Origin of the sequence: Pseudoalteromonas sp. APC 3358 (assembly GCF_030408075.1) — a bacterium.
Classification (GTDB): domain Bacteria; phylum Pseudomonadota; class Gammaproteobacteria; order Enterobacterales; family Alteromonadaceae; genus Pseudoalteromonas; species Pseudoalteromonas arctica.
Genome location: NZ_JASDCE010000012.1, coordinates 13,124 through 36,533 on the forward strand (window position 1 = coordinate 13,124; position 23,410 = coordinate 36,533).

General features: G+C 37.9%; 18 protein-coding genes. 10 read left to right on the forward strand and 8 right to left on the reverse strand.

Going from position 1 to position 23,410, the window contains the following annotated elements; genetic code table 11:
- Position 1 precedes the first annotated feature (1 nt).
- The 6 genes from QL995_RS16755 (at position 2) to ccoG (ending at position 8,289) form a co-directional block, all read left to right on the forward strand.
- Positions 2 to 283, forward strand: coding sequence for a DUF1315 family protein (locus QL995_RS16755; protein WP_007378333.1), 282 nt, complete (start codon positions 2 to 4; stop codon positions 281 to 283).
- Positions 273 to 2,954: a DUF349 domain-containing protein gene (locus tag QL995_RS16760; RefSeq protein WP_290294650.1), complete on the forward strand. Its 2,682-nt coding sequence runs from the start codon at positions 273 to 275 to the stop codon at positions 2,952 to 2,954. The genes QL995_RS16755 and QL995_RS16760 overlap by 11 nt, the downstream gene beginning before the upstream one ends.
- Before the next feature lie 366 nt (positions 2,955 to 3,320).
- Positions 3,321 to 3,875 carry a DUF1439 domain-containing protein gene (locus tag QL995_RS16765; RefSeq protein ID WP_002960677.1) on the forward strand — a complete coding sequence of 185 codons (555 nt, stop codon included), beginning with the start codon at positions 3,321 to 3,323 and terminating at the stop codon, positions 3,873 to 3,875.
- Between the two features lie 68 nt (positions 3,876 to 3,943).
- A complete protein-coding gene (locus QL995_RS16770; protein ID WP_169060055.1) occupies positions 3,944 to 5,248 on the forward strand; it encodes an AarF/ABC1/UbiB kinase family protein in 1,305 nt (434 codons plus the stop codon).
- A 94-nt stretch (positions 5,249 to 5,342) separates the two neighbouring features.
- Positions 5,343 to 6,761, forward strand: coding sequence for a sigma 54-interacting transcriptional regulator (locus tag QL995_RS16775; protein WP_290294651.1), 1,419 nt, complete (start codon positions 5,343 to 5,345; stop codon positions 6,759 to 6,761).
- Between the two features lie 145 nt (positions 6,762 to 6,906).
- Positions 6,907 to 8,289 carry a cytochrome c oxidase accessory protein CcoG gene (ccoG, locus tag QL995_RS16780; RefSeq protein WP_290294652.1) on the forward strand — a complete coding sequence of 461 codons (1,383 nt, stop codon included), beginning with the start codon at positions 6,907 to 6,909 and terminating at the stop codon, positions 8,287 to 8,289.
- 42 nt (positions 8,290 to 8,331) lie between these two features.
- Here the strand turns inward: ccoG and QL995_RS16785 are convergent, their stop codons facing one another.
- From QL995_RS16785 to QL995_RS16795, 3 genes are all read right to left on the reverse strand, one after another.
- Positions 8,332 to 8,742 (reverse strand): hypothetical protein, encoded by a 411-nt coding sequence (locus QL995_RS16785; RefSeq protein ID WP_149592659.1) that lies wholly within the window; start codon positions 8,740 to 8,742, stop codon positions 8,332 to 8,334.
- Positions 8,743 to 8,816: 74 nt separating this feature from the next.
- The gene (locus QL995_RS16790; protein ID WP_290294653.1) at positions 8,817 to 9,731 is read right to left on the reverse strand and encodes a M14 family metallocarboxypeptidase; all 915 of its coding nucleotides are present in this window, start codon (positions 9,729 to 9,731) and stop codon (positions 8,817 to 8,819) included.
- Between the two features lie 114 nt (positions 9,732 to 9,845).
- Positions 9,846 to 10,583, reverse strand: a complete 738-nt coding sequence (locus QL995_RS16795) for a hypothetical protein (RefSeq protein ID WP_290294654.1) — start codon at positions 10,581 to 10,583, stop codon at positions 9,846 to 9,848.
- Between the two features lie 282 nt (positions 10,584 to 10,865).
- Here QL995_RS16795 and QL995_RS16800 point away from each other — a divergent pair, with 282 nt between their 5' ends.
- Together QL995_RS16800 and QL995_RS16805 are read left to right on the forward strand one after the other, a co-directional pair.
- Positions 10,866 to 13,715 (forward strand): UvrD-helicase domain-containing protein, encoded by a 2,850-nt coding sequence (locus tag QL995_RS16800; protein ID WP_290294655.1) that lies wholly within the window; start codon positions 10,866 to 10,868, stop codon positions 13,713 to 13,715.
- Positions 13,716 to 13,841: 126 nt separating this feature from the next.
- Complete coding sequence (locus tag QL995_RS16805) at positions 13,842 to 16,112, forward strand: EAL domain-containing protein (protein ID WP_010554025.1); 2,271 nt, start codon at positions 13,842 to 13,844, stop codon at positions 16,110 to 16,112.
- 77 nt (positions 16,113 to 16,189) lie between these two features.
- On the opposite strand, the gene QL995_RS16810 is transcribed toward QL995_RS16805, so the two are convergent.
- From QL995_RS16810 to QL995_RS16820, 3 genes are all read right to left on the reverse strand, one after another.
- Positions 16,190 to 16,588, reverse strand: coding sequence for a hypothetical protein (locus QL995_RS16810; protein WP_024590534.1), 399 nt, complete (start codon positions 16,586 to 16,588; stop codon positions 16,190 to 16,192).
- 1 nt (position 16,589) lies between these two features.
- Positions 16,590 to 17,504, reverse strand: a complete 915-nt coding sequence (locus tag QL995_RS16815; RefSeq protein ID WP_290294656.1) for a zinc dependent phospholipase C family protein — start codon at positions 17,502 to 17,504, stop codon at positions 16,590 to 16,592.
- Between the two features lie 96 nt (positions 17,505 to 17,600).
- Positions 17,601 to 18,188 carry a hypothetical protein gene (locus QL995_RS16820; protein WP_290294657.1) on the reverse strand — a complete coding sequence of 196 codons (588 nt, stop codon included), beginning with the start codon at positions 18,186 to 18,188 and terminating at the stop codon, positions 17,601 to 17,603.
- Positions 18,189 to 18,450: 262 nt separating this feature from the next.
- On the opposite strand from QL995_RS16820, the gene QL995_RS16825 reads away from it, so the two are divergent.
- Together QL995_RS16825 and QL995_RS16830 are read left to right on the forward strand one after the other, a co-directional pair.
- Positions 18,451 to 20,088: a cyanophycinase gene (locus tag QL995_RS16825; RefSeq protein WP_290294658.1), complete on the forward strand. Its 1,638-nt coding sequence runs from the start codon at positions 18,451 to 18,453 to the stop codon at positions 20,086 to 20,088.
- 103 nt (positions 20,089 to 20,191) lie between these two features.
- Positions 20,192 to 20,440, forward strand: coding sequence for a hypothetical protein (locus QL995_RS16830; protein ID WP_007580368.1), 249 nt, complete (start codon positions 20,192 to 20,194; stop codon positions 20,438 to 20,440).
- A gap of 73 nt (positions 20,441 to 20,513) precedes the next feature.
- Here QL995_RS16830 and QL995_RS16835 read toward each other — a convergent pair whose 3' ends face one another.
- Positions 20,514 to 21,269 (reverse strand): DUF1266 domain-containing protein, encoded by a 756-nt coding sequence (locus QL995_RS16835; protein WP_290294659.1) that lies wholly within the window; start codon positions 21,267 to 21,269, stop codon positions 20,514 to 20,516.
- Entirely contained in the window at positions 21,253 to 23,364 is a 2,112-nt protein-coding gene (locus QL995_RS16840; protein WP_290294660.1) for a CDC27 family protein, read from the reverse strand. Before QL995_RS16840 ends, QL995_RS16835 begins: the two co-directional genes overlap by 17 nt.
- Positions 23,365 to 23,410 lie beyond the last annotated feature (46 nt).

Genomic DNA, 23,410 nt, shown 5'->3' on the forward strand with positions numbered 1-23,410 from the left:
CATGAATATCGACAATCTTGTACAAAATATTACTCCCGAATTATTCGAACGCTTACAATACGGTGCATCAACTGGCAAATGGCCAGACGGTACCGTTTTATCAGACGAGCAAAAGCAACAAACAGTGCAGTTGGTTATGTTGTATCAAGCAAAAGTGGCTCAATCAAACGAGCAATTTACGATTGGTGCTAATGGTGAAATGATCCAAAAGACAAAAGCTCAACTACAAAAAGAATTTAAATCAGACAACGAAATAGCTAGGTTTAGTGAACATGATCTTTAAGCACCTTTTTACACCGAAATGGAAACACCCTAAGCAACAAGTACGTCTTGATGCTATCGAAAAATTAGACATTGAACGTGATGCAACCATATTAAACACGTTAGCACTTGAAGACAGCTCAGCTGAAATACGCCGCAAAGCACTACAAAAAGTAAACGAGTTACCACTTTGGTGGAAAGCGTATAAACACGATCAAGCATTAAAAGATATAGCAGAGCTTCAAATATCTAATGCTGTTTTAAATAGCGAAAGTGCACTAACACCGCAAATTAAAAACGAATACATAGAGCGTTTTGCACCCGTTAAAACACTCGAAAAGTTAGCGTTTGCAGAAAAAGAACTGCAAGTACGCGTTAAATTATTAAAACGTTTAGCAAATCCAAAACTAGTAGAAAAAGCATTTAAAGAAGGTAGCGAAGAGCTACAAACCCAATTAGTTGAACTTGTTATTACCCATCAATTAATTAAGCCATTAGTAAAGCATGCAAAGGATGGTGCAAAAGCAGCACTTGAAACGCATATTGAAAATGAGCGTTTAGCAATTGAAATGCCACTGCAGGTTGAAAGTGCAACACGTGTTATTTTAGCTAAGTTAAATGCTTTACGTGAAAAAACAGATTTTGGTGTTGTAAATCCACAAGCCGGTGAATTAATGGCCCAGTGGCAAGCACTTGAGCTCAAATGGCTAAGTGATGAGCGTGTTAAGCTTCTTGACGAAAAATATATTTCGATTACCACTAAGTTAGATGCACACATTGAACAGCTAAAAGCGATACACGACAAAGAGCAGCAAAAATTAGCGCTACAACAGCGTCAATTGCTAGCGCTTGCAACTGTAGAAGCGTTAAGTGAAGAAATTGAAAACGCCTTACAGCTAGGCCTTGAAACACCAGAGCAAATTCAACAAGATTGGCTTGATGCAAAAGTAGCGCAAGCTAAGCAAGCTATTAGCGAAACAGAACTTGCTGATAATACGCAATCTAAACTGGCTGTAAGCAAGTTAGAAAAACTATTTACTCAAGTTGCTAAATTACCTGAGCTAACAACGGCTATTAAAGAGTACAAACTCGCTTTTGCAGCATTATGCGAAATTAAGCCAGCAGAAGATTTAGCGCAATACGATGCAACTCTAACTGAATTTAATAATGGTTTTAAAGCAGCGCGTAGTCATTTAAATATTTTAGATGGTGCACTGCAAAGTACGTTTAAAACACAGTTAAATACGCATAAAAAGCAATTTTTAGCACCAATGAGTGAGCTAGTTAAGCCACTTGAAAAAAACCAAAGCCAAGCAAAACGCAAAGCTCGTGATGTTAAACGCCTAATTGAAGAAGGTCGTTTTAATGTTGCCTTTGGCGTGTTTAAAGGGTTTGAAGAGTTATTTAATACACTCACTGAGCAATATCAACAGCCGCTTGTAAATATAAAAGCGGAACTTGAAGCGCAACTTGCAGATGCTAAAGATTGGCAAAAATACGCTGCAGCACCAAAGCGTGAAGCTTTATTAGAAGAAGTAAGTGCATTAGTAAGTGAAGAGTGTACTGACCCACAACAACGCGCAGAGCAAGTAAAAGTGCTACGTAAGCGTTGGAATGAGTTAGGTCGTTTAGATACAGATGAAGAAAAGCAACAAGGCGTGCAGTTTGATGAAAAAATCGAGCTGTTATTTGCACCTTGTCGTAGTTACTTTGCAGAGCAAGAAGTACAACGCGAAGCGTCAAAAGCACAACGCGAAAGTATTATTAGCGACATGCACGCGCTTCATTTACAGCCTACGGCTGAGGATGACTTTGATTGGAAGCAATATGAAAGCCAATACAATCGTTTAAACAAAGCGTGGCGCAGTGTAGGTAAAGTTGACCCTAAAACATACCGTACACTAAACGATCGTTATAAAAGCGAGCAACAACAAGTACTGGCTTTATTAAACGCATTTCATAAAAGTAATGCCGTACTTAAAAATGAATTAGTAGAAAAAGCGCAGCAATTATCACAAAGCGATGATTTAGCCGCTGCGTGCCAAGAGTTGAAGCAAATGCAGCAGCAATGGCAAACAATTGGTTTTGCAGGTTTAAAAGCTGAAAATGCGTTATGGCAAAAATTTCGTCAATTTAACGATGAAACATTTACTAAACGTAGTAGTGAATTTGAGCAGCAAAAACTTGATCAAAATGAGTCAGATAAACAAGCAGTTGCAGAACTTGCTGAGCTTGAAGCTGCACTTAGCGATGTAAATCAAAGAGCACAGTTGCACGACCTAGAAACAAAAGTGAAAGGGTACACGCAATTTAGATCGTTAGCGCCAAAAGTTACTAAGCTACTAGCAGCTATTGACGATAAACTTGCATTGCTTACAAGCAAATCAGAGCAAGCTAATCTAGATGCGTTAATTACAGCACTTGAAAACAATGAAGCGTTACCAAGTCAGTATCAAGCACCGCTTAAAACAGCATTAAATACAGAGCAACTTATTACGCGCATGGAAATATTAGCGAATGTAAGTTCAACCGATAAGTCACTTAGAATGGCAGAGCAAGTAGCCATGTTAGATGACAAACATCGTGGCGAACATGCTGATTTAAACTATTATTTAAAACAGTTATTAGCGCTCAGTGCTGGTTCAGTTGAACCTGACACACTAACGCGACTTAAAGCGACACTTGCAGCTTAATACACTAGGGCGTGTTGACCTTTCGTGGTTGAATTTGCAGCAGACTGTTTGGTATTTAGGCAAGGCAGAGTCTATGTAGTGTGGTTATTCCCCATAAATAGGCGATAACGCAGCATAAATGCCAAACATGCGCTGCCCTTTGGGTTCTTTCTAGGGACGATTAACTCTTTGTTGCTCGGTTTTGACTTAGCCCGCTAGGTTACAAACCTCACGCCGCGATTAAATCGACCCTAGATTGAACAAATTTCAATCCACAAAGGTCAACACGCCCTAGAACTAGCGTAATATATGCTGGTTACTATTTTAATAAGCCGCTTTAATAGCGGCTTTTTTATGTATCACTAATTTATAAACAAAAGGGTTCTCATGAGAATTTTAGTTATTATTGCAGCGTTATTTTTAACTGCCTGTAATACCACGCAAGGCATATCAGTATATTCATTTACTAACTCTGAGGTTGAGTCTGTACTGGGTAAGCAATTACCAAAGTTAAGTGAAAAAGTAAGCTTAATGGGTTTGCCAGTTCAGTTTGATGTAAACGACTTAAGTGTAAATATTGGGCCTGATAACCGCGATGTTGTTGTTCTTGGTGCCGATTCAAGCGCTGAAATTAATGCATTCGCACTTAAATACCCAGTGCGTTTAAAGCTACAAATTGAAGGTAGCCCATTTTACGACAGTGAGAAAAAAGCAGTGTTTTTACGTAATATTAAATTACTTGATTCGAGTGTTGATGCCGGTGGTTTCAAAGGTAATTTAGGTGCACTTGATAGCCAAGCAATGGATGTTATTAATGCTTTTTTAGCGGTTAACCCTGTTTATACTCTAAATATGGATGACCCTAAAATGATGCTACTTAGTAAGCTTCCACTTGATATGAAAGTGGTTGAAGGTGCAATTAAGCTAGTACCTCGTCTGTAAGTAGATCTACCTACTTACAATATACGTATTAATTAGCCTGACTTTCAGGCTAATTAGGTTTTAATATTATGGCGGCTCCTCGTACTGTTCCCACTTCTCGGCTTTCTCGCTTTGCAAAATTAGGCTCACTTGCCACAGGTGTTGCTACCAATATGTTAGTTGATGGCGCTAAGAGCGCGCTAACCGGTAAAGGTTGGGACAATAAAAGCTTGCTACTACAACCTAAAAATATTGAAAAGCTAGCCATACAGTTATCACATTTACGTGGTGCGGCAATGAAGCTTGGGCAATTACTCTCAATGGATGCCGGTGACTTACTCAGTCCTGAATTAGCTCAATTACTTGCTTTACTGCGCTCGGACGCGAATCCAATGCCTCATAAGCAACTTGTAGCGGTATTAAAAGAGCAATGGGGAGATGACTGGCTAGCGCGTTTTTCTCATATTGAATTAAGGCCTTTTGCAGCGGCTTCTATAGGGCAAGTTCATTTAGCTTATAAAGAAAATGGCGATCAGCTTGCTGTTAAAATTCAATATCCTGGTATTGCAAAAAGTGTAGTAAGTGATGTCGATAACGTTATTTCTTTATTAACGATTTCTCGATTATTGCCAAAAGATCTTAATATTAAACCACTTATTAGTGAGGCTAAAGCGCAGTTATTAGCTGAGGCTGATTATAAACGTGAGGCTCAGTACTTAATACGTTATAAAAATGCATTAGCAACTAATCCCCACTTTAAAGTGCCTAACGTATATCCAGAGCACAGCACACAACAAGTGCTAACTATGGAGTATATAAAAGCAGAACCTATTGAGAGCATTACAGAGCTACCTGATAGTCAAAAAAGCTTTGTTGCAGAGCAACTGATTGATTTGTTTTTCAAAGAAATGTTTGAATTTAAATTAATTCAAACCGACCCTAACTTTGCCAACTTTCATTATCAGCTTGATACCCAAAAAATTGTTTTATTTGATTTTGGTGCAACGCGAGAAATATCAACCGAGCTTAGCCGCGCTTATTTAGCTTTATTTAAAGCGGGTAGTGAAAACAACAGAGAAGGTGTACTTAGAGCGGCTTCACACATTGGTTATTTTAAAAATGACTTAGTTGATGAGTATAAAAATAACGTCATTGATTTATTCTTAATGGCGTGCGAGCCACTGAGAGCAGAAGGGGAGTTTGATTTTAAAAATAGCGAACTAGCGCTCAAAATTAAAAATGCAGGGCTTGCTCTTAGTGGGCAATCTCAGCAATGGCATACACCGCCCGTTGATGCGCTATTTATTCACCGAAAACTTGCAGGACTTTACTTAATAGCCGCAAGGCTAGGTGCAAAAATAGATGTAAAAACGCTATTTCAGCACTATTTATAGCGTTTTAATTTACACGTAAGCGCATTTTAAGTAATGAGTGCACTTAATGTATAAAATTGCCATAATACTCGCGATATTTCGCGAGGGTACATTTATGATAAAACAATTTTTAAACGATCCTAAATTATTGCTAAACGCAGTAGGTGAGGGCATATACGGTTTTGACCTGTCGGGTAATGCGGTGTTTGTTAATCCTGCCGCTGAGCGCATGACAGGTTGGCGAGCAGACGAGTTATTAGGTAAAAAAATACACCAATATCATCACCATACTCATGCTGATGGCACGCCCTATCCCGCTGATGAATGCCAAATATATTGCACCATGTTTGACGGAAAACGTCGTGAAGTTAAAAATGAAGTTTTTTGGCGTAAAGACGGTAGCTCATTTGCAGTGGAATACACCTCAACACCGGTTTATCAAAATGATGAGTTAATTGGTGCTGTAGCGGTATTTCGCGACATATCACTGCAACAGCAAACACAAAATGCATTGCAAGAGGCACTTGAGCAAGTAAAGCATTTAAGTGAGCAGCTCAAAGATGAAAACAATTACTTAATTGCAGAACTTAACGAAGATTGGCAAGACTCAGGGCTAGTTGGACAAAGTCATATATTTCAAACCATGTTAGATCAAATAAAACTGGTGAGTGAAACTGACAGCACAGTGCTTATACTTGGCGAAAATGGCACGGGTAAAGAATTAGTAGCCCGTAATTTGTATCGACTAAGCAAGCGTAGCGAACAAGCCTTTATAAAAGTAAATTGCGCCGCATTTACCCCAAGTTTGCTAGAGTCGGAATTGTTTGGCCATGAAAAAGGCGCGTTTACAGGTGCCAATGAACGCCGTAAAGGGCGTTTTGAACTTGCTGATAAAGGCACCTTGTTTTTAGATGAAATAGCAGAGCTTCCCCTTGAGGCGCAAAGTAAACTACTTAGAGTCCTGCAAGAACAAGAGTTTGAACGTGTAGGTGGCAGCAATACGCTAAAAGTAAATATTAGAGTGATTGCAGCGACTAACCGCGACCTGTGGGAAATGGTACAAAAAGGCACGTTTAGAATTGATTTGTACTATCGGCTTAATGTATTTCCTATAAAAGTACCCGCCCTTAAAGATCGAAAAGAAGATATTCCTTATTTATGCGCTAATTTAATTGCGCAGATAAATAAACGACTGGGTAAACACTTAAAAGGACTTAGTAAAAAAGCAATTACACAACTGCAAGCATACGATTGGCCGGGCAATATAAGAGAGCTGCAAAATGTACTTGAACGCGAAGCTATTTTATCTAATCAGGCGATACTTCAGCTAAGTCAGCCTTTACAAGCGGGTGGTGAAGTAGTTATTAACCCTTCACTTACGCTTGATGAGGCCCAAAAGCAGCATATAACCTCTGTTCTCGCGTTATCGCACTGGCAAATATCGGGTGATAAAGGGGCAGCAGTTAAATTGGGCTTACCTGAGAGTACACTACGCTCAAAAATGCGAAAGTTAGGGATTGCTAAAAATTCGTGATATATCGCGCAGCGCGTTTAATATCGCGAATTTTATTTTACTGCGTTGAAATAAACTGTTTAATATCAATGATGTAAATAAAGTTTCAGCTTGGTCTGAAAGTTGCAAATACTTGCATAATACCCGTCATTATTAAGCAAGTACTATGAAGTTTGATATTAAAGAAGAAGACATGATCATTAAGCCCTATAACACCGAAGGGCCAATTTATATCCGCGAGCAAAAAGGATTTTTTCAGCGCATACGCCGTAATTTAGGTTGGCTGTTAATGCTAACTTTTATTGCAATACCGTGGATCCAATATAACGGACAACAAGCTGTGCTGCTTGATGTGGCAACGCAAACTTTTACTATTTTTGGTCTAACACTCCTTCCTCAAGATTTTATGATTTTAGCCCTGCTATTTATGGTGGGGGCTTTTGCATTATTTTTTGTAACTAACTGGCTTGGTCGGGTTTGGTGTGGTTATACGTGCCCGCAAACTATATGGATGCTCATGTTTTCGTGGGTAGAGCAACGCATAGAAGGCACTCGAAATCAGCGAATTAAATTAGATAAATCACAGTGGACGCTAAGCACTTGGCGCAAAAAAATAACTAAGCACAGTGCGTGGATTATTATTTCAGTTTTAACCGCCACCTCGTTTATGGCGTATTTTATTCCGGCAAAAAGTTTGTATATGGAAATGCTTACGTTTGAGTGGTCAGGTATAACGAGCTTTTGGGTGTTTTTATTCGCTTTTTGTACTTATGGCAATGCAGGGTTTTTACGCGAAAAAATGTGCACAATTGCTTGCCCGTATTCTCGTTTTCAGGCTGTTATGTTTGATAAAGATACGTTGCTTGTTACATATGATAACGAGCGAGGTGAAAGCCGAGGACCACGTAAACGCAAAGCTGATCCAAAAGAGCTTAACTTAGGTGACTGTGTAGACTGTAACTTGTGTGTAGAGGTATGCCCTGCAGGAATAGACATTCGAAATGGGTTGCAATATGAATGTATAAACTGTGGCTTATGTATTGATGCCTGCGACGATACCATGGAGAAATTTGGTTACGAAAAAGGCTTAATTAAATACGCGAGTGAAAAACAAATGGAAGGTAAAAAAACCAATCCATTTAGATTAAAACTAGTAGGATACGGCGCATTAACGGCTTTGTTAATCATTTCGATGTTTGCATGGATGCTGCAACGTACACCAATAGAAGCCTCAGTACTACGAGATAGGAATGCGCTCTACAGAGTGAACTACGAGGGCCTTGTAGAAAACCCTTATACACTTACTATTATTAATAAAACGCAGCAAGCACTGCATTACAGTATTGCCATAGAGGGTTTACCAGGAGCAATGCTCTCAAGTCCGAGATCTACGCTTGTACAACCGGGTGCGATGAAAAGAGTCCCCGTTACTGTAACAGCCGATGGTTACGATATTGAGCGTAAAGTGAGTAAGTTACAATTTATTGTAACAGCGCAAGAAAACGCCAGCATTACGATAACCAAAGACAGCCAATTTTATAAAAATTAGTACAGTATATAAGCTCTATATAAACAATGATTTGAGCTTTACCTAGCTCAAGTCATTGTTTAATTCATTTAAAATAAAATGCTTTGCCGATTCTAGATTATCAAAAAGACAATCTTTGAAAGAAACGTCTCTTTTGGCGTTTTGCATTATTCGTTGCATTTGGCTTATAGCAATAGGTGATGTAAGCACAAACGCGCTAATTAAACAGTTGTTTTGCTGCATGCTGTGGCTTATGGCTACCATTTCTTGCTCGGCCTGTGGGGTTGCAGCTACAACGTTTGATGAGTCACTTATATAACCCCATTTCTCGCCTTTAAATGATTGAATGGTTTCAAAAAGCGCTGTTTTAAAATTACTTAAAAGCTCAAGTTCTAGGTTTCCGCTAAATTGTGCAATAACTATATTGCCTTCTAGTGATAAATTAACGTGTCCGTTTTTATTCTCGTATTCCATCAATACTTCCTAAATTAGCTTTTTTATTTAAATTTAGTTTAGCAGCCAGCAGGGTATAAGCGGCTGCAAACATACTAAAGTGCTTTAATATAGTTAAGTGCGCTTTTAATAACCTCTACCTGAGCCAATATACATTCTTCATCTGTGGCTGTAGGGCTATCAGGGTATACCTCTGTAGTGGTTACATAGGGGGCATCAGTAAAGCCCATACATAAACCAAGGTCGCGTGCTGCGTAATTAATAACGCCAAATTGCTCTTGAGGCACACCTATTAGCTGGTTGTTTTCATCGCTCGGTGCAATGTGCGTGACCTTTGCTACATCTTCGATAATTACTTTTTGAAATTCAGGCTCAGGCTTATTGGTATCGGCCACTAAATAAAACCCATCAGGTATGTTCCAGTTAGTATTTGTAGTGCCTTCACGCGCAGCGAGTGCGGGTCTAAATTCACTGTTATCGCTATCTGTTGTTTCGTGTAAATCAATATGAGCGATTAAGTCAGTACCTAATGATTTTACAAACGCCATAATAGCGGCTGATTCTTGAGCTGGGCTGCCCTCGTAAAATGAGCGATTAGGATCAATAGCGTCTGGGTTCCAGCGGTTTATAGTCTCATATCCCCAAGGGCTAATGCAGGGGGCAACAATAATATTAAACTGTTCGCAATATTGCATAGCCGATGTTTTAGCAAACCTAAGTGCGCCATGTACGCCACTGGTTTCGTAGCCATGTACACCACCGGTGATTAAAACAGTTGGTTTATTAGCATTAAAGTTAGGCGTTTTTAATATATATAATGGGTAAGTGCCAGCGGTGTAATTAAGCTCGCCGTATTGCTCTATATCTAAGGTGCTCTTAAGGTCATTAATTAGCGTTACGACTTCGTTTTGGTAACTGCGTTTAATGTTTTGGCGTGTTAACCACTGGGCTTTATCGTTGTTATTCCATTTTTTGCCAGGTGTGCCAATAGGGTATGTGCTGTTAGTCATAATAAACCTTTATATCAATTGTTATTAGCTCTCCTATAAATAAGGAGGGCAATTACAATTGGTAGAGTTACTTAATAAAGGCGTAGCTTAACGCTGAGTAAATTAGCGTGCAAATTAAAACGTTAAAGTCATATTTTTTATAGCGCGCGATTGCTGGGATTTAATATAGCTTTGGTTTGCGTATTCACCCGAAATACTACCGAATCGATCGCGTTTCACACTAATTGTTAAATCACACGTTTTACTTTGATCTACTTGCGAGCTGCTAAACATATCTAAACTTTGCAGATTTATTTCAAGGCGCGAAGTGTTAAGCGCAAAAAGCGTTGATTGTAAAAGTGTTTCATTATTATTGTTAGTGCAGCTACTGCTAAGTTCTACTTGGCTAGTACTATTAGGATCAGTGCCATCTAGCTGAACTGTAAGGGGACTATTAATATCAAAATTTTGATTGTTACTCGGGGTTAAAATAATAAAATTTAAAGGCAACTCCACGCTCGAATTAGCATTTATGCCATCATCCCGTTTAAATTTTATATCAAACTGTTGGTTATCGTCAGTGGCATTTATATACGCTTGGTAATCAACGTCTAAAAAGTCGGTATCTTTTGTAAGTACAATAGCAGTGCTATTAACAACAGCTTGTAATGAGTCGCTATCGCTTAAAACAATGTTTGAGCCATTAGCATCTCCCGCATTTAGCTCTGCGTTAACACGCGTGCGGTTACCGTCAGAAACCAGTTCAAAGCCTGCCCAAATTCCTTTTGTTTTTACTAAATTCGACTCTGTTTCTGACGTGCAAGCACATAATGCTAAAATTAAAGCCGTTGTGGTAATGCATTTTTTAAGCATGTTAGTTCCTTTAAACCACTAAATTAGGCTGTAAATAATTGTTTAATTGGGGATATATCTAACAATTATATGAAGTATAAGTTTGTATGTGTGCATTGTTACACAACAAGCTATCTATAAATGTTTGAATTTGTTAATGGTTGTAAATAAAATATTAATCACCAGGTTTAAAAACTAACTTACCAATTGAATTGTTTACTAAGTAAGCACCGATTTAGCGCTAAATGTATTACAAAAGAGTATGTTACAATTAAGGTAAAGCATATCTTCATATTGAGTATTATGGCGCAGTATATTGCTACTCCAAGTTGGCTAGGCCGTTTTTTTACCCGTATTAAACACGTAACTATTGAACAAGAGCGCCTTGTTGTGCATTTTAGAAGCGCTCCCGCACGGACATTTTTAATTAAAGACTTTTATAATTACTCAATACTTAAAAACCGTTTATTTAGCGCCAAAATTAATTTGTGCGACAGTAGCAATACATCAATTAGCTTTTTAAATAAATCACAAGCGAACGCTTTAAATACGGCCCTTAACACGCGGTTTTCAACCCTGCTTGAGCAAAAGGTAAATAACGCAAAGATTTCGCTTAAGCGCTATGCTTTAGATGAGTTTTTACGTGATAGTTCCATAAAAACACTTAATAATGATGTGTTTTTGCTTACCAAGCAGTACGCTAAAAGTACAAGTGTGTGGCAACAACACTTATCGCCAAGTAGTATTAAATTTTTAAATATATTGAGCACTACGCCCAATACTCACGATGCAATTGCACAGTTGCGCCATAAATATGAAAAAAAACAACTAACTCTTAAAAATGACTTTTTTAATCAAGTAGAGTCAAATCCATTAACAACAGAGCAGCGCTTAGCGGTAATACGCGATAACGATAAAAATTTAGTATTAGCGGCAGCAGGCACAGGTAAAACATCTGTGATGCTAGCAAAGTCTTTAGATTTAATAGCATGCAATATTGCCAAGCCTGAGCAAATTTTGGTGCTGGCCTATAATAAAACAGCAGCAAATGAGCTTAAAGAGCGCTTTATTAAACGCGCCACACATGCAAAATTGCATACCAAAGCACCCACTATTTTAACATTTCATGCGCTTGGGCTTAAATTACTACAAAGTGCTAAAAAGCCAATCGAGTTGTCAAAATTTGCAACTGACCCAGTTCAATTAAATAGTTGGTTAACTGGGTGGGTAAGTAAAAAAATACAAACCGAGCCACAGTTCTTAAAAGCATTTGTAGATTTACTCCATGAGCCGATTGATATATTTAGCTTTAAAGATAATGCACAGTACGAGCGGTACGTACGCGATAACGAATACCGTAGCCTTGCGGGTCATAAAGTAAAAAGTTATCAGGAAGTGCTTATTTCAAACTGGCTGCATTTGAATTGCGTACCGCACAGTTATGAGGTGAATTATCACTTTAGCCAAGGCGCAGAGCTAAGTGGGCAATACCAACCAGACTTTTATATACCTCAATATGATATTTACCTAGAGCACTTTGGCATTGATAGGCAAGGGAATACACGTGCCGATATAGATAAAAAACACTATAACGAGCAAATTGCATTTAAGCGCAAACTGCATAAACAAAATGGCACCACCTTACTCGAAACCTTTCATTACAACTGGGTAGAAGGAAAGCTAGAGCAAACCCTCGCAAAGCAATTAAAGCAGCATAATGTTGAATTAACACCTTTAAGTAACGACGAAATATTTCATACTTTAAATAACTCAGGGCAGTTACAGCAAGGCATTGATAAGTACATAAAATGTTTACAAGCTATTCGAGTGGAGCAACTAAATAATAAGCAAATAGCACAGCGCATTAAGCAAAGTGGTATTAAAAATTACCAGCAATATACAAACTTGTTAGTGCAAATTCATGATGCTTATATAAATGAACTAAACGCGCAAAGTACCATTGATTTTGACGACATGATTATTCAAGCAACAAAGGCGATAGTAAGCGGAGATTTTAATGTTGTGTGGAGCCACATTTTAGTTGATGAGTTTCAAGATATATCAAGCGCGCGTATGGCTTTCATAAATGCCATATTAAAACATGGTAACGGAATACGCTTTACTGCGGTTGGTGATGACTGGCAAGCAATTTATCGGTTCTCGGGTGGTAATTTAGCGCTTACTACACGCTTTAATGAATTAGTGGGCAGCCACTCACTTACTATGTTGCAAAAAACATTTAGATATAACAATAGTATTAGTGATGTAGCAGGGCGTTTTGTAATGCAAAACCCTGAGCAATATAAAAAGCAGATCAGCACACATACACAAGTAACCACACCACAAGTTATTTTATTAGACGATTTATACCAAGGTACTAAATCGATAGAAATGAAAGTACAACAGAGCATAAGCACTATTCAAAAAAATGATGCATCAGCGAGCATTGCCATACTTAGTCGATATAGATACATGTTAAATAGCGTGCAGCAGCATTTAAAAGATAAAAAGCATACAAACTCTCTTTATTTTTGGACATTGCATAGTGCCAAAGGGCTTGAAGCCGATTACTGTATTATTATTGGTTTTGAACAAGGTAAATTAGGGTTTCCTAGCGATAATCAAAATAATGTGCTGGTGGAGGCGTTATTACCAGAGCAAGATGAATTCACTCACTCAGAGGAAAGGCGTTTGCTTTATGTAGGTATTACTCGCGCTAAACATAAAGCGTATTTAATTGCAGACCCTTATGCATGCTCAGCGTTTGTAAAAGAATTAGTAAATGACAATTATCCCATTCAAATCGCTTCAACGTTGTTTAATAAGTCGCAACTAAAGCAAAGAGAGTGTAGTACGTGCAGCGACGGTTTAATAGTGCCAAAAACGGGTCAATATGGTGATTATTATAGTTGTACTAATACGCAAATTTGCGAAACTAAATTACGAGTGTGTAAAAGCTGTAGTGGCCCATCGATTGATAAAAACACGTACTCACAATGTGTGAATACAGAGTGTAAAATGCAGCACCCAATTTGTGAAAAGTGTGGTCGCGAAATGCGTAAACGCAAATCTAAGCACGGTGAATTTTTAGGGTGCAGTGGTTTCGCTCTTAAAGAAGATAACTGTAAAAACACTCGAAAAATGATTGTTTAACGACTAACAGGTAGGTTTACACTTGTCTATTTTATAGAACTATGTAAATAGAAATTACATTCATTAGATTGATTTTAACAAGCTATCAATGTCTAATAGAAGAATGAGCTTTAACTGTTGTTTATTATGCATTTTTTCAATAGATTCTTTTTATTAAATGACCATTATTCAGCCCCTGGTCAGGTTGCTAATTGGCGAATAAGTGCACTGCGCATTATTCTATCATTAGTAATGGTGTTATGTTTTGCTGTGGCGTGCCACACGTACACAAGCGCTATTGAATTTAACTTAATTTATATTGTTGTATTAACAAGCAGTTTTCTTGCTACTGCATGTGGTTTACTTATAGCAAGTAAGCGTTTTTATCACTTTAGCGCTCATGCACTTTTAATAGCCATTGTAGCTGCTAGCGTGTCAATGAACTTATTTTTAACAGACCTAGAGCTTGCTAAAGTGGGCTCTATGTATATGTATTCCTGCCCGATAATAGCACTTATGCTCCTTGGTTATAGAACAGCCCTTGCTTATGGCGTATTAAATATTGCGCCGTTTTATATGATCATCAATAACGTTGATGTCTCGGGTTTAACCGGCATAGCTCAACAACTTCCCGACGCTGACTTATACATTACAGGGCTTATATTTTTATTTTTTAACATTTGTATTCCCCTTGCTGTGGCGCGCACAATTGTGGCTGCTAAGCGTTTAAACAAAACAATGATAAGCGCTAATACACACCTTAAAGATAAAAATGAGCTTTATCGAAGCCTGTTCACCGAATCAAATAAAGCTAAAATTATTGTTGACGAAAATCTTGTCATTACTGATTTTAATCAACATGCTATTGATATGTTTGGTATAAAAAAAGAGTTAAAAGAAGGAAGCGTTAATCTTTCTCATTTATTTCCGGCCTTAGTTTTTGACGACTCTAATGCTCAAAATAAAATTGTGAAGTACAAAAAAAGTTATTTTAAAGCCAGTTATCAGCAAATAACAATGAGTACAAACTACCGTGTATATGACTTTTACGATTGCACGCAAGAGCAGCTCATTAAACAAAATTTATCGATGATGGAACAAGAAAATAAACGTTTACGCTTTAGAGACTCGCAAACAAAACTACCTAATAGAGAATGGTTTGAGCTGCAATGCGACAGATTAACAAGCAAATACCAAAAAGGTTTTTATATCGTTGTTACCCAAAGTGCAAATAGTGAATACTTAAATTTGAAGCTCACTAAAGCCGACTCTCAAGCATTACTTATTAACGCGTACAAGCGTTTAAAAGCGATGCCAGATGGGCCGCTGTTGTGTGCTCATATAGGAGTAGGAAAGCTTGCTTTTATAATTGGCGCAAACTCGCAAAACGAGCTAGAAGATAAGCTATTGATGCAAATAAAAAATACATTAGATAAAACATATAATGTATTTGGCACTAAGTGTCAGCAATCATTTTTATTTGGTTTTGCAAAGTATCCTGATCATGGAAAAAACAGCACAACAGTACTTAGTAATGCATGCGAAGCACTTAAACTAGCAAATTGTAATATGCCCCTTAGTGGTTATAACGAAAAACAATCACAAGCTTTTATTGAAAAATACGAAATTTCAATGTTATTAGATGAAGCGCTTCAGCAGGGCGATTTGTCGGTGCACTATCAACCTAAAGTAGATGCAACGGGTCAATGTATAGGGCTTGAAGCCTTAGCGCGTTGGAACAGTCCAATACTGGGTAATGTGTCGCCAGTGGTATTTATTCCTATTGCCGAAGAATACAGAATGGTTAGTCGGTTAACCGACCTGATTATTCAAAAGGTGTGCGCTCAAATTGCCGATTGGACCAAGGCGGGTTTACCGAGTGTGCCGGTGGCAATAAATATATCTCTAATTGATTTTAGCCAAACCGATTTTATGTCAAAACTGGTTAAATACCTTGCCGACTTTAACGTAAAGCCACCTCAAATAGAGTTAGAACTGACTGAAACCTCTCTTGAGGCAAACCAAGCGCATTCGCTAAAGCTTATGCAAACGCTGCAATCGTGGGGTTTTACTATTTCGGTCGATGATTTTGGGGTCGGTTATTCTAATATTGCACGCCTTGCCGATTACCCTATTAACAAGCTCAAGTTAGATCGCTCATTAATAAGCCAAGTAACGAGCTCCACGCGTCAAAAAAGTTTAGTTAAAGCGGTGCACGTTATGTGTGAAGAGCTTGATATTAAGTGTGTAGCCGAAGGAGTAGAAACCCAAGAGCAAGTAGCAATAATGACGCAAATGGGGTGTAAAGAATTTCAGGGCTTTTACTTTGCGAAACCAATGCCAGCCGAAAATTTTGCACAGCATGTTAGTCGCCATGGCTTAGTGTTTAACCCTAAAGAGATGACGGCTCAACTTTAAATGTATTTAGTGGGCACTATATAGAACATATACACCTAAGGTATGTATGTTCTATAAAACTAGCTGGGTTTTATTACCTAATTACAGAGCTGTTGGGCGTTTATGGTTATTTCGCACTGGTGAATAGCCTCAGCTCCCCAATGCTGTATATCTGATTGAGCAGTGCAGCCTGCATCTTCAATTAAAGCAGTATTGGCATCACATAAGAGTAGCACTGCGTTATCATCTTGTATGTTCACGATAAGCGTGTATTCCCCAAAGGGTGCAAGTTTGCTTAAATCGTTATTAACAGCAGCTTTTAATAACTCATCAGTTGTTGAATAGGGTGTTTCACTAAATTTTAATGTGCCATCAACGGCTGTAGCAATATCTTTTAATTGCGAGGCTAAGTCGGCCATCACTTCTGGATTGTTATTTTTTGAAGTGTAGCAACCGCTAAGTAATACTATGAGGCTTATACAAAGTAAGTGTTTCATTTTATTTGCTCCATACCGTCATCGTGTTGTGTTCATCGTAGCCTGTATCTAGGTTCCAATTTTTAATTGCACTGTAATCAGTATCTAAAAATACGGCATTGGCAATAATGGTTATGTAGTGCTTAATATTGCTAACGGCAAAGTCAAAAATATCGTTGTAATGCATAGGCTCGTGCGGCGTTTTTAGTTGTTCAATAAAAGTGGAGTCAACTTCGTTTGGGCGAGGATAAAACAAACCTAAATCAGCAGCAACATGGCGTGCGCAGGCAAATAATCGATAGCTTTCTTCAACATTATTTACTACAAGCTGAAAACCGTTATGCCATGAATTAAAGTTAGGAGCGTGTTGTGCAGCGTAGCTTGGGTGAACCGTTAATAAAGCATGTTGCCAAATTTTTGCAATATCGGTATCAAAATTATCGTCTTTGTTAGTACAAGATCCAATATTTTGTTGCACGCGGTCAGCATAACCTAACTCACCTAAATTTAAACGCTGCCAAATAAATGCATCTTGGTTCATTTCGCAGGTACGGTGCGCCGTTTGATTTTGCTCATACGGGCCTACTTTTAATTCAACAACCGGATGCACCGTTATATCCGCAGCAACATGGGCCATATAACCGCATAACCAAGCAAAACACTTTTCAAATGCTTCACTTTCAAGTGTTTTGCAGTATTCAATCATGGCTTTAAGTAAATCGCCTGTGTGCTCATAGTGCATTAGGTCGGCCCACGCATTTTGGCTAGGCTGCGCTACTGCTAAGTAAGGATAATCGGGGGCTACACAGCCTAGTTCAAGGTATGCTTGGCGTTGGCTCAAAATAAGTTTTGCCTTTTTAGGCATATCCATTTTAGCGAGTGATTTGGTTTGCGTTGCAATATTAACGGCTGTGATGTGCGCAAAAGCACCTGGCATTGTCATATCCTTATGATTTATTAATAGGGGGACAGATTAACATTGAGAGGGGGTTAAATAAAGCCAAGTGAAGTGCTTGTGAGTGTTTAAAAGGGACTAAATTAACTGTTCAATTAGTTGTCCATCTTCGTACAGCTTAGCATATTGGCGTTTATGTTCTTCAAACAGATAGGCGCGTAATTGCTCTTGTCCGCTATGAATCTGAGTGATTTTTGCTGCAATCCCTAGGCTACTTTGCCTAACGGGTTCTACATCTATCGATATACTTTCTTTGTTGGGTAAGGTAAAGCTCATGTGCTGTAATTTTTTTAAGCTCTCTCCACTTTTTAATGGTTTTAAAAATATTCCAGTACTGGAAATCGATTCAATATTAAAACCTTGGCTTTTAATATTTAGCTCACTCCAGCGCCAACTACGTTGAGTGCCCTTTGTATCAATTACTTCTGGTGCGCTCAAAGTGGGGTTAATTATACCTAACTCATCAATTTTTAATTGCAAGGGAAACCAAAGTTGGTAATTAGCAACTTCAGCAAGCAAAGTTAGATTAGCGTGGGTAAAAAGGTGAGCAATACTCGCGGGTATAGAGCTTTTCATTGTAAGCATATGGTCGCGAGGGGAACGTTGTTTTGTATTTGGTTTGAATAACTCAGCTAAAAAATTTACCTCTTCATTAGAAAAGTCCATATTTCACCCTAGTTACATAAAACAATGCACCACCGTAATTTAAACAATGAATTTGATCAATAAATGCTCTGTTTAAATTTGTTTAGTTAATATTTACAGGGGCAACTATGTAAGCTAAACAATTTATTTAAATGAAGTGCTTAACGCTATCGCTTTTAAGGGGCTTGAATTATTTAACATTTATAAAAATATATTTAGGCTCAAGTGGCTAGCTGTTAAACTACAACATATTAGTTTTATAATTTATATTAGAGTTTACATTATGATATGTGCATTTTTACGTGATCAACAGCCGAAGTTACTAGGTATGTTAGTGGCATTGTTTGGTGTTGGATATTCAATAAATGCAGTGGCTCAAGAGCAAAACCAAACTTTAATTTTAGTGGGGTCAGAGCTTACTACCTGTACTAGCGCAAAGCTTAACAATTGCCAAAAAGAGACTGCTATTGATGGTAAGTCACATAATTTATATGCTGTTAGCAACGCTCAAATAAAAAACATCACGCAGCACTGGCCTAATAATAACGTTGAGGCAAAAACGGCTGTATTAAAAACACTTAAAACCTTGCTAGGTAAATCGTCAAATAGCGTATCTAAAACAGATTTATTATGGCTATGGCGCGATATAAATAACCAGCAATTAGAAAGCCTGACTCAGCAAGAATACAACTTTGTATTTGATATGCTAGAAGTGCCGCTACTTGATAAAAACGCTGAGCGCTTAAAAGAGCAAGTAAATACCGATTTTAATATTGAGGTCGCGACTAATAGTATTTTACAATTTGTGTCGGGCAGTTTAAAAGTTAATAACGCAAAACCCACCATGCTTGCTATTACGGCATCGAGCCGCGACCCTTATGAGTCGGCAGATGTAGCGCAGAGTCTTTTAGCACAATCAAATATAAACACTCAATGGTTAGCACTAACGCCAGCACTTGCTAAAGCGATTACGAGTAACTCGTGCGATGAATTACCCGCTCTCAGAAATACATTAATGAATGTGTATAACCGGGAAGCAATTTATCCAGAGTACACAAAGGCCGAATACGCTTTATGCAAAAGTGGCACTAATGCACTTGTATCACTTATTAAAAATAGTACCGGTGTGATGTTTAATAGCGGTAATGCAGCATTAACTCACAAGGTATTATTTGATCAAAACAATAACCCATACCCGTGGACGCAAGCATTGCAAACTCGCCCAGTAATTGTAGGTGAAGGCGCGGGCGCAGCAATCCAAAGTAAAGTGACGGGCATGCTTACAAATACGACAAGCCTTGAGGCACTTCGCAAAAATGAAAATAACACTAATGCTGGTGGACTTGGCAGCTTTAATTTTGGTGTACTAGATACTCAGTTTAGCGAACAAAACCGTACATTTAGGCTCGCAGCGGCGTTAAATAAAAATGAAGTAAAAAAGACTAAAACAGAGATTCAACATGGTTTTGGTATTGACGAAAATACGGCTTTGGTTGTTATTAAATCGCCAGAAGGTAGTTTAATAACCGTAATAGGCAAAAGTGGTGTAGTGCATTTAGCTAACCAAGGTAAAGCACAATCTGAGAGTAAGAGCTATAGCTACTCGTATTGGCCTACAAGCAGTGTAATTGAAATTACCAATAACATGTTTACTCTAAGCGCACGCACAATAGATGAAACGTTACCCGCTATAAAAATACCTCCACTGCCAGTGCAGCGCTTTGGCTCAATTTTAACAAATTCAAAACTGCGATCACTTACTCAAGCGATGTGCCTAAGCCAAGAGCAAAGTGCGGTAGCTCAACAAGATGAGTTTATAATTAGCCTTACAGCAACGAGTGACACACAGTATCATCGCGTTAATGCAAAAGAGTTTGGTTGTGCGCTAAGCAATTTAGAGTTAGCTATAAAGTCTATTTAGTTACTAACCTGAGCCAAGGGTTTAAGTTTTTGGCTCTTCTCTATAAAATAGCCACCATAATGATTTAAAAGCCTAGCCAAGGCCTTACTAAAAGAGTTTTAAAATGAATAATGAAAATGACGTAATTGATACTTTAGCCGAACTAGAAAGCTTTTTAATAGATGTCGAAAACGGTGGTTTTGGACTTAAAGGTGTTGCCGGTGTTGGCATGGCTACTAATAACAAAGATGGCAGCCGTTTTGTTGCTGTGTTTGACGATAATCAAAAGCTACTTTTAGCACGCATGATTACAGAAGACGTATTCCAAACAGGGCAAGACATGGTACGAAATGGTGTAGGGCGCAAGCACTAATATTAACTTTACTGAATAACGCCACTGTAAAATGCGTTATTCAGTAAGTATTTATAAAATCAAAGTATTGAAATTAAAAGTCCATTTCCCAATCTAGTTGGCACCATGGGTGCTCGTCATCAGCTAATATACTTTGTAATGTAGCAGCCGTATCATTTATTTTTTCAAATAAATCATGGCTAAAATTAAAGTCAGGGTTTGGCTCGCTGTACGTTTCTTGAGTTGTAATCTTTTGCCATATACACCGACCAACTACATAACTAGTTGCATATTCTTGCCAGCTAATAAATAAGGTTTGTGCCAGTTTTCCAATAGGCTTAAGGTAATGCCATGCTTCTTCTTCGGTTAAAAAATTAACGCTAACACCACAACGACATAAAAAAGCATAGCGGCCAATATCAAAAGCTCTAATACCACAACGAGCCAGTGAGAATTTATGTATTCCTGCCCAGTCCGACATAATACCTATAGGCGTATTTTGATAGGCAGTAGATTTATTCTCAATGTAGTATCTTGCTAATAAATCATTTCTGGTGAGTTCAGCCATACAACTCATGAAAACTTGGCTATTTGATGTGTTATAAAAAACATTTAAAGTTTCAATTAATTCTTCTTTTGTTGTAACGCCATAAGCATTATCTAAAATACTTAAATTACCGTTAGCAACTGACTCATCAGTGTAGTTTTTATTGTGATGCTTTAAGGTATTCAATGAATAGCCATTTTGCATTGAAAGGTGCCCTGAGAGGCTAATAAGCCATAATTTTTGCTCAGAACTTAAAGCCGCATCATCCGTAATTACACAAGGTACTTCACTTTGATTGTGCATCTACAATCTCCTTTGTTGTTTGCAGTTTTAGGCATATCTCATTGTAATTAGGATGCATTGGTTGTCCATGTTCAACGAGCTTTTCACAACACTCCACTGCAAATTCAAGTGAGTATATCCCAAGCCTCTGATGTCCGTATTTATCTGCGGCTAATATTAATATGGGTATTGCTGCATCATATTGATCTAAGGCAGCTAGCGATCGCCCTTTGTAATAGTAGGTTTGTGGTAAATTAGAAAACTCGCTAATCGTGATGTTTGCGAGCTTAATACAGGTATCAAAATCATCTATATCAAAAGCTATGTGAATAAACTTTAAGCTCCAATTTGGTTGGTGTGTGATTTTTGGCATAGCTTGCTTAATCGCATAAATAGCGGCTTGTTTTATTTGCTTCACAATCGTTTTATCTTCGAAGTTTGCCAATTTAGCCATTAACGCATGTAGCATCGCCCAAGCATATTTCTGTTTATAGTCTAAATCAGCATAGAGGGCGTAACCCTTAGGTTTATTGGGTTCTCCATCATGATCAGTCGCTGGAAGATCTAATGTTTTGAGTTCTAATTGTGAGTATACATTCTCTTGTACAGAGCCTAGCATGCGAGGGGTTTTATAAAACTTATTAGGAGATGGTTGTATTTTTTTTGCGATAGTTTCCATTATCAAATTGAAATCAATTGAGTCTGGGCAATATATAAATAAATCAACCAGTAGTGGCCAAGGATCTATCTGTTTTTGTAAATGTAGATTTATAAAGGTGATAAAAACGTCAAATGCTTCATCTAAGCGTTCTAGCTTAGCAAGGCATAAAGCCTGTAAATAATTGCAATCAGCGTGAAAAATTAGAGGGTATGTTTGAGTCGTTATTAAGGCATCTTGGTAGCGACCATTTTCAAATTGTAACGTCGCTATTTTAAGAGCGTTACTTTCCTCATTTTTTTTAAGATCTTTTATGTAGTATCGACGGGCGATAATCAAAGCAGAGCGAAGGTCTATATCCTCAGGGCTAGTATAAAAATAAGAGTTTAAATACGTATATGCTTTTTCATAATTTTTAAGGTGCAAATAACACAGACCAATCTCTTTAGTCATATTCATCGCATAAAAACTTTTCATAAGTTCTCGCTGCGCTAGATAAATAGTGAGTGCTATATCATAGTTTTTAAGCTTAAATTCTGCGTGTGCTTGTAAATCTCGCAGCTGATCTATGCTTGCATCTGTAGGCTCTGGCAATGAGGCAAGTAACTTACTAATTTCTGTGTATGCACCCAATGTCCATAAATAGTTAGCAACATAAAGATAAAGTGACTCGTCATTATAAAATACCAAATTGATTCGCTGCATTAGCGTAATTAGCTGCTCAGCTGTAAGCTTAGAATATATACATTGCTCTTCTATTAAGTTACGTAACTGAAGATGCTGCTGCAGTTGTTCAAAGCTGATATTGTGATCAATGTTAGATAGGGCATCGATTCGCAGTGGTAGGCTCTGAATATAATGATGCAGTGCAATAGCCAGTTCACGGTAGTGATTATTTTTATTGGTTACTAACTCACTAGAGATTTTCATACTCTCATCTAAAAATTTAGATACCGTGGCAGATAAAAAGTAATTCTCTGAAAAGAAATCAATTAAAGTAAATGAGACTTGCTGACTTTGATCGACATCCCAAAATAATGGCGACGAAAATAATAACTTCCATTGTTCAACATCGCTGCGAGATAACACATTACAATATAATTCATTGAGTGCTACTTGCAGCTCTGAAATAGAGCGAATACAATTTAACTCGATAGGTTGAGGCTTAACTATTTCAGCATCTGTAGGTGCGGGAGAGGGCTCTTCTTCATCAAAAAATGACTCGTTAATAACGCCTTTTTTTTCGTGCTCATCTTCAAATACTTGATTGGGTGCTTTGTCTTCATTTTTAGCAGGTCGTTTAGCCTCTTTAATAGCTAACTCATATGCTTTTCGTAAATCTTTAAACTCTTCGGGAAACTCTGTTGGCGATGTTTTTTTTAGAATCTCTGTATAAGCGAGTTTAATAAGGCGTTTATCTGTTGTGGCTTCAATGCCTAATATTTTCCAATGGTTCATTACTTCACTCTTTATTTAATGCATGTAATTTTTTAACTGAAACTAT

Bases quoted from the DNA above. Each gene is read 5' to 3' on its own strand.
- QL995_RS16755 (WP_007378333.1), top strand. From the start codon at position 2: ATGAATATCGACAATCTTGTACAAAATATTACTCCCGAATTATTCGAA.
- QL995_RS16760 (WP_290294650.1), top strand. From the start codon at position 273: ATGATCTTTAAGCACCTTTTTACACCGAAATGGAAACACCCTAAGCAA.
- QL995_RS16765 (WP_002960677.1), top strand. From the start codon at position 3,321: ATGAGAATTTTAGTTATTATTGCAGCGTTATTTTTAACTGCCTGTAAT.
- QL995_RS16770 (WP_169060055.1), top strand. From the start codon at position 3,944: ATGGCGGCTCCTCGTACTGTTCCCACTTCTCGGCTTTCTCGCTTTGCA.
- QL995_RS16775 (WP_290294651.1), top strand. From the start codon at position 5,343: ATGATAAAACAATTTTTAAACGATCCTAAATTATTGCTAAACGCAGTA.
- ccoG (WP_290294652.1), top strand. From the start codon at position 6,907: ATGAAGTTTGATATTAAAGAAGAAGACATGATCATTAAGCCCTATAAC.
- QL995_RS16785 (WP_149592659.1), bottom strand. From the start codon at position 8,742: ATGGAATACGAGAATAAAAACGGACACGTTAATTTATCACTAGAAGGC.
- QL995_RS16790 (WP_290294653.1), bottom strand. From the start codon at position 9,731: ATGACTAACAGCACATACCCTATTGGCACACCTGGCAAAAAATGGAAT.
- QL995_RS16795 (WP_290294654.1), bottom strand. From the start codon at position 10,583: ATGCTTAAAAAATGCATTACCACAACGGCTTTAATTTTAGCATTATGT.
- QL995_RS16800 (WP_290294655.1), top strand. From the start codon at position 10,866: ATGGCGCAGTATATTGCTACTCCAAGTTGGCTAGGCCGTTTTTTTACC.
- QL995_RS16805 (WP_010554025.1), top strand. From the start codon at position 13,842: ATGCATTTTTTCAATAGATTCTTTTTATTAAATGACCATTATTCAGCC.
- QL995_RS16810 (WP_024590534.1), bottom strand. From the start codon at position 16,588: ATGAAACACTTACTTTGTATAAGCCTCATAGTATTACTTAGCGGTTGC.
- QL995_RS16815 (WP_290294656.1), bottom strand. From the start codon at position 17,504: ATGCCAGGTGCTTTTGCGCACATCACAGCCGTTAATATTGCAACGCAA.
- QL995_RS16820 (WP_290294657.1), bottom strand. From the start codon at position 18,188: ATGGACTTTTCTAATGAAGAGGTAAATTTTTTAGCTGAGTTATTCAAA.
- QL995_RS16825 (WP_290294658.1), top strand. From the start codon at position 18,451: ATGATATGTGCATTTTTACGTGATCAACAGCCGAAGTTACTAGGTATG.
- QL995_RS16830 (WP_007580368.1), top strand. From the start codon at position 20,192: ATGAATAATGAAAATGACGTAATTGATACTTTAGCCGAACTAGAAAGC.
- QL995_RS16835 (WP_290294659.1), bottom strand. From the start codon at position 21,269: ATGCACAATCAAAGTGAAGTACCTTGTGTAATTACGGATGATGCGGCT.
- QL995_RS16840 (WP_290294660.1), bottom strand. From the start codon at position 23,364: ATGAACCATTGGAAAATATTAGGCATTGAAGCCACAACAGATAAACGC.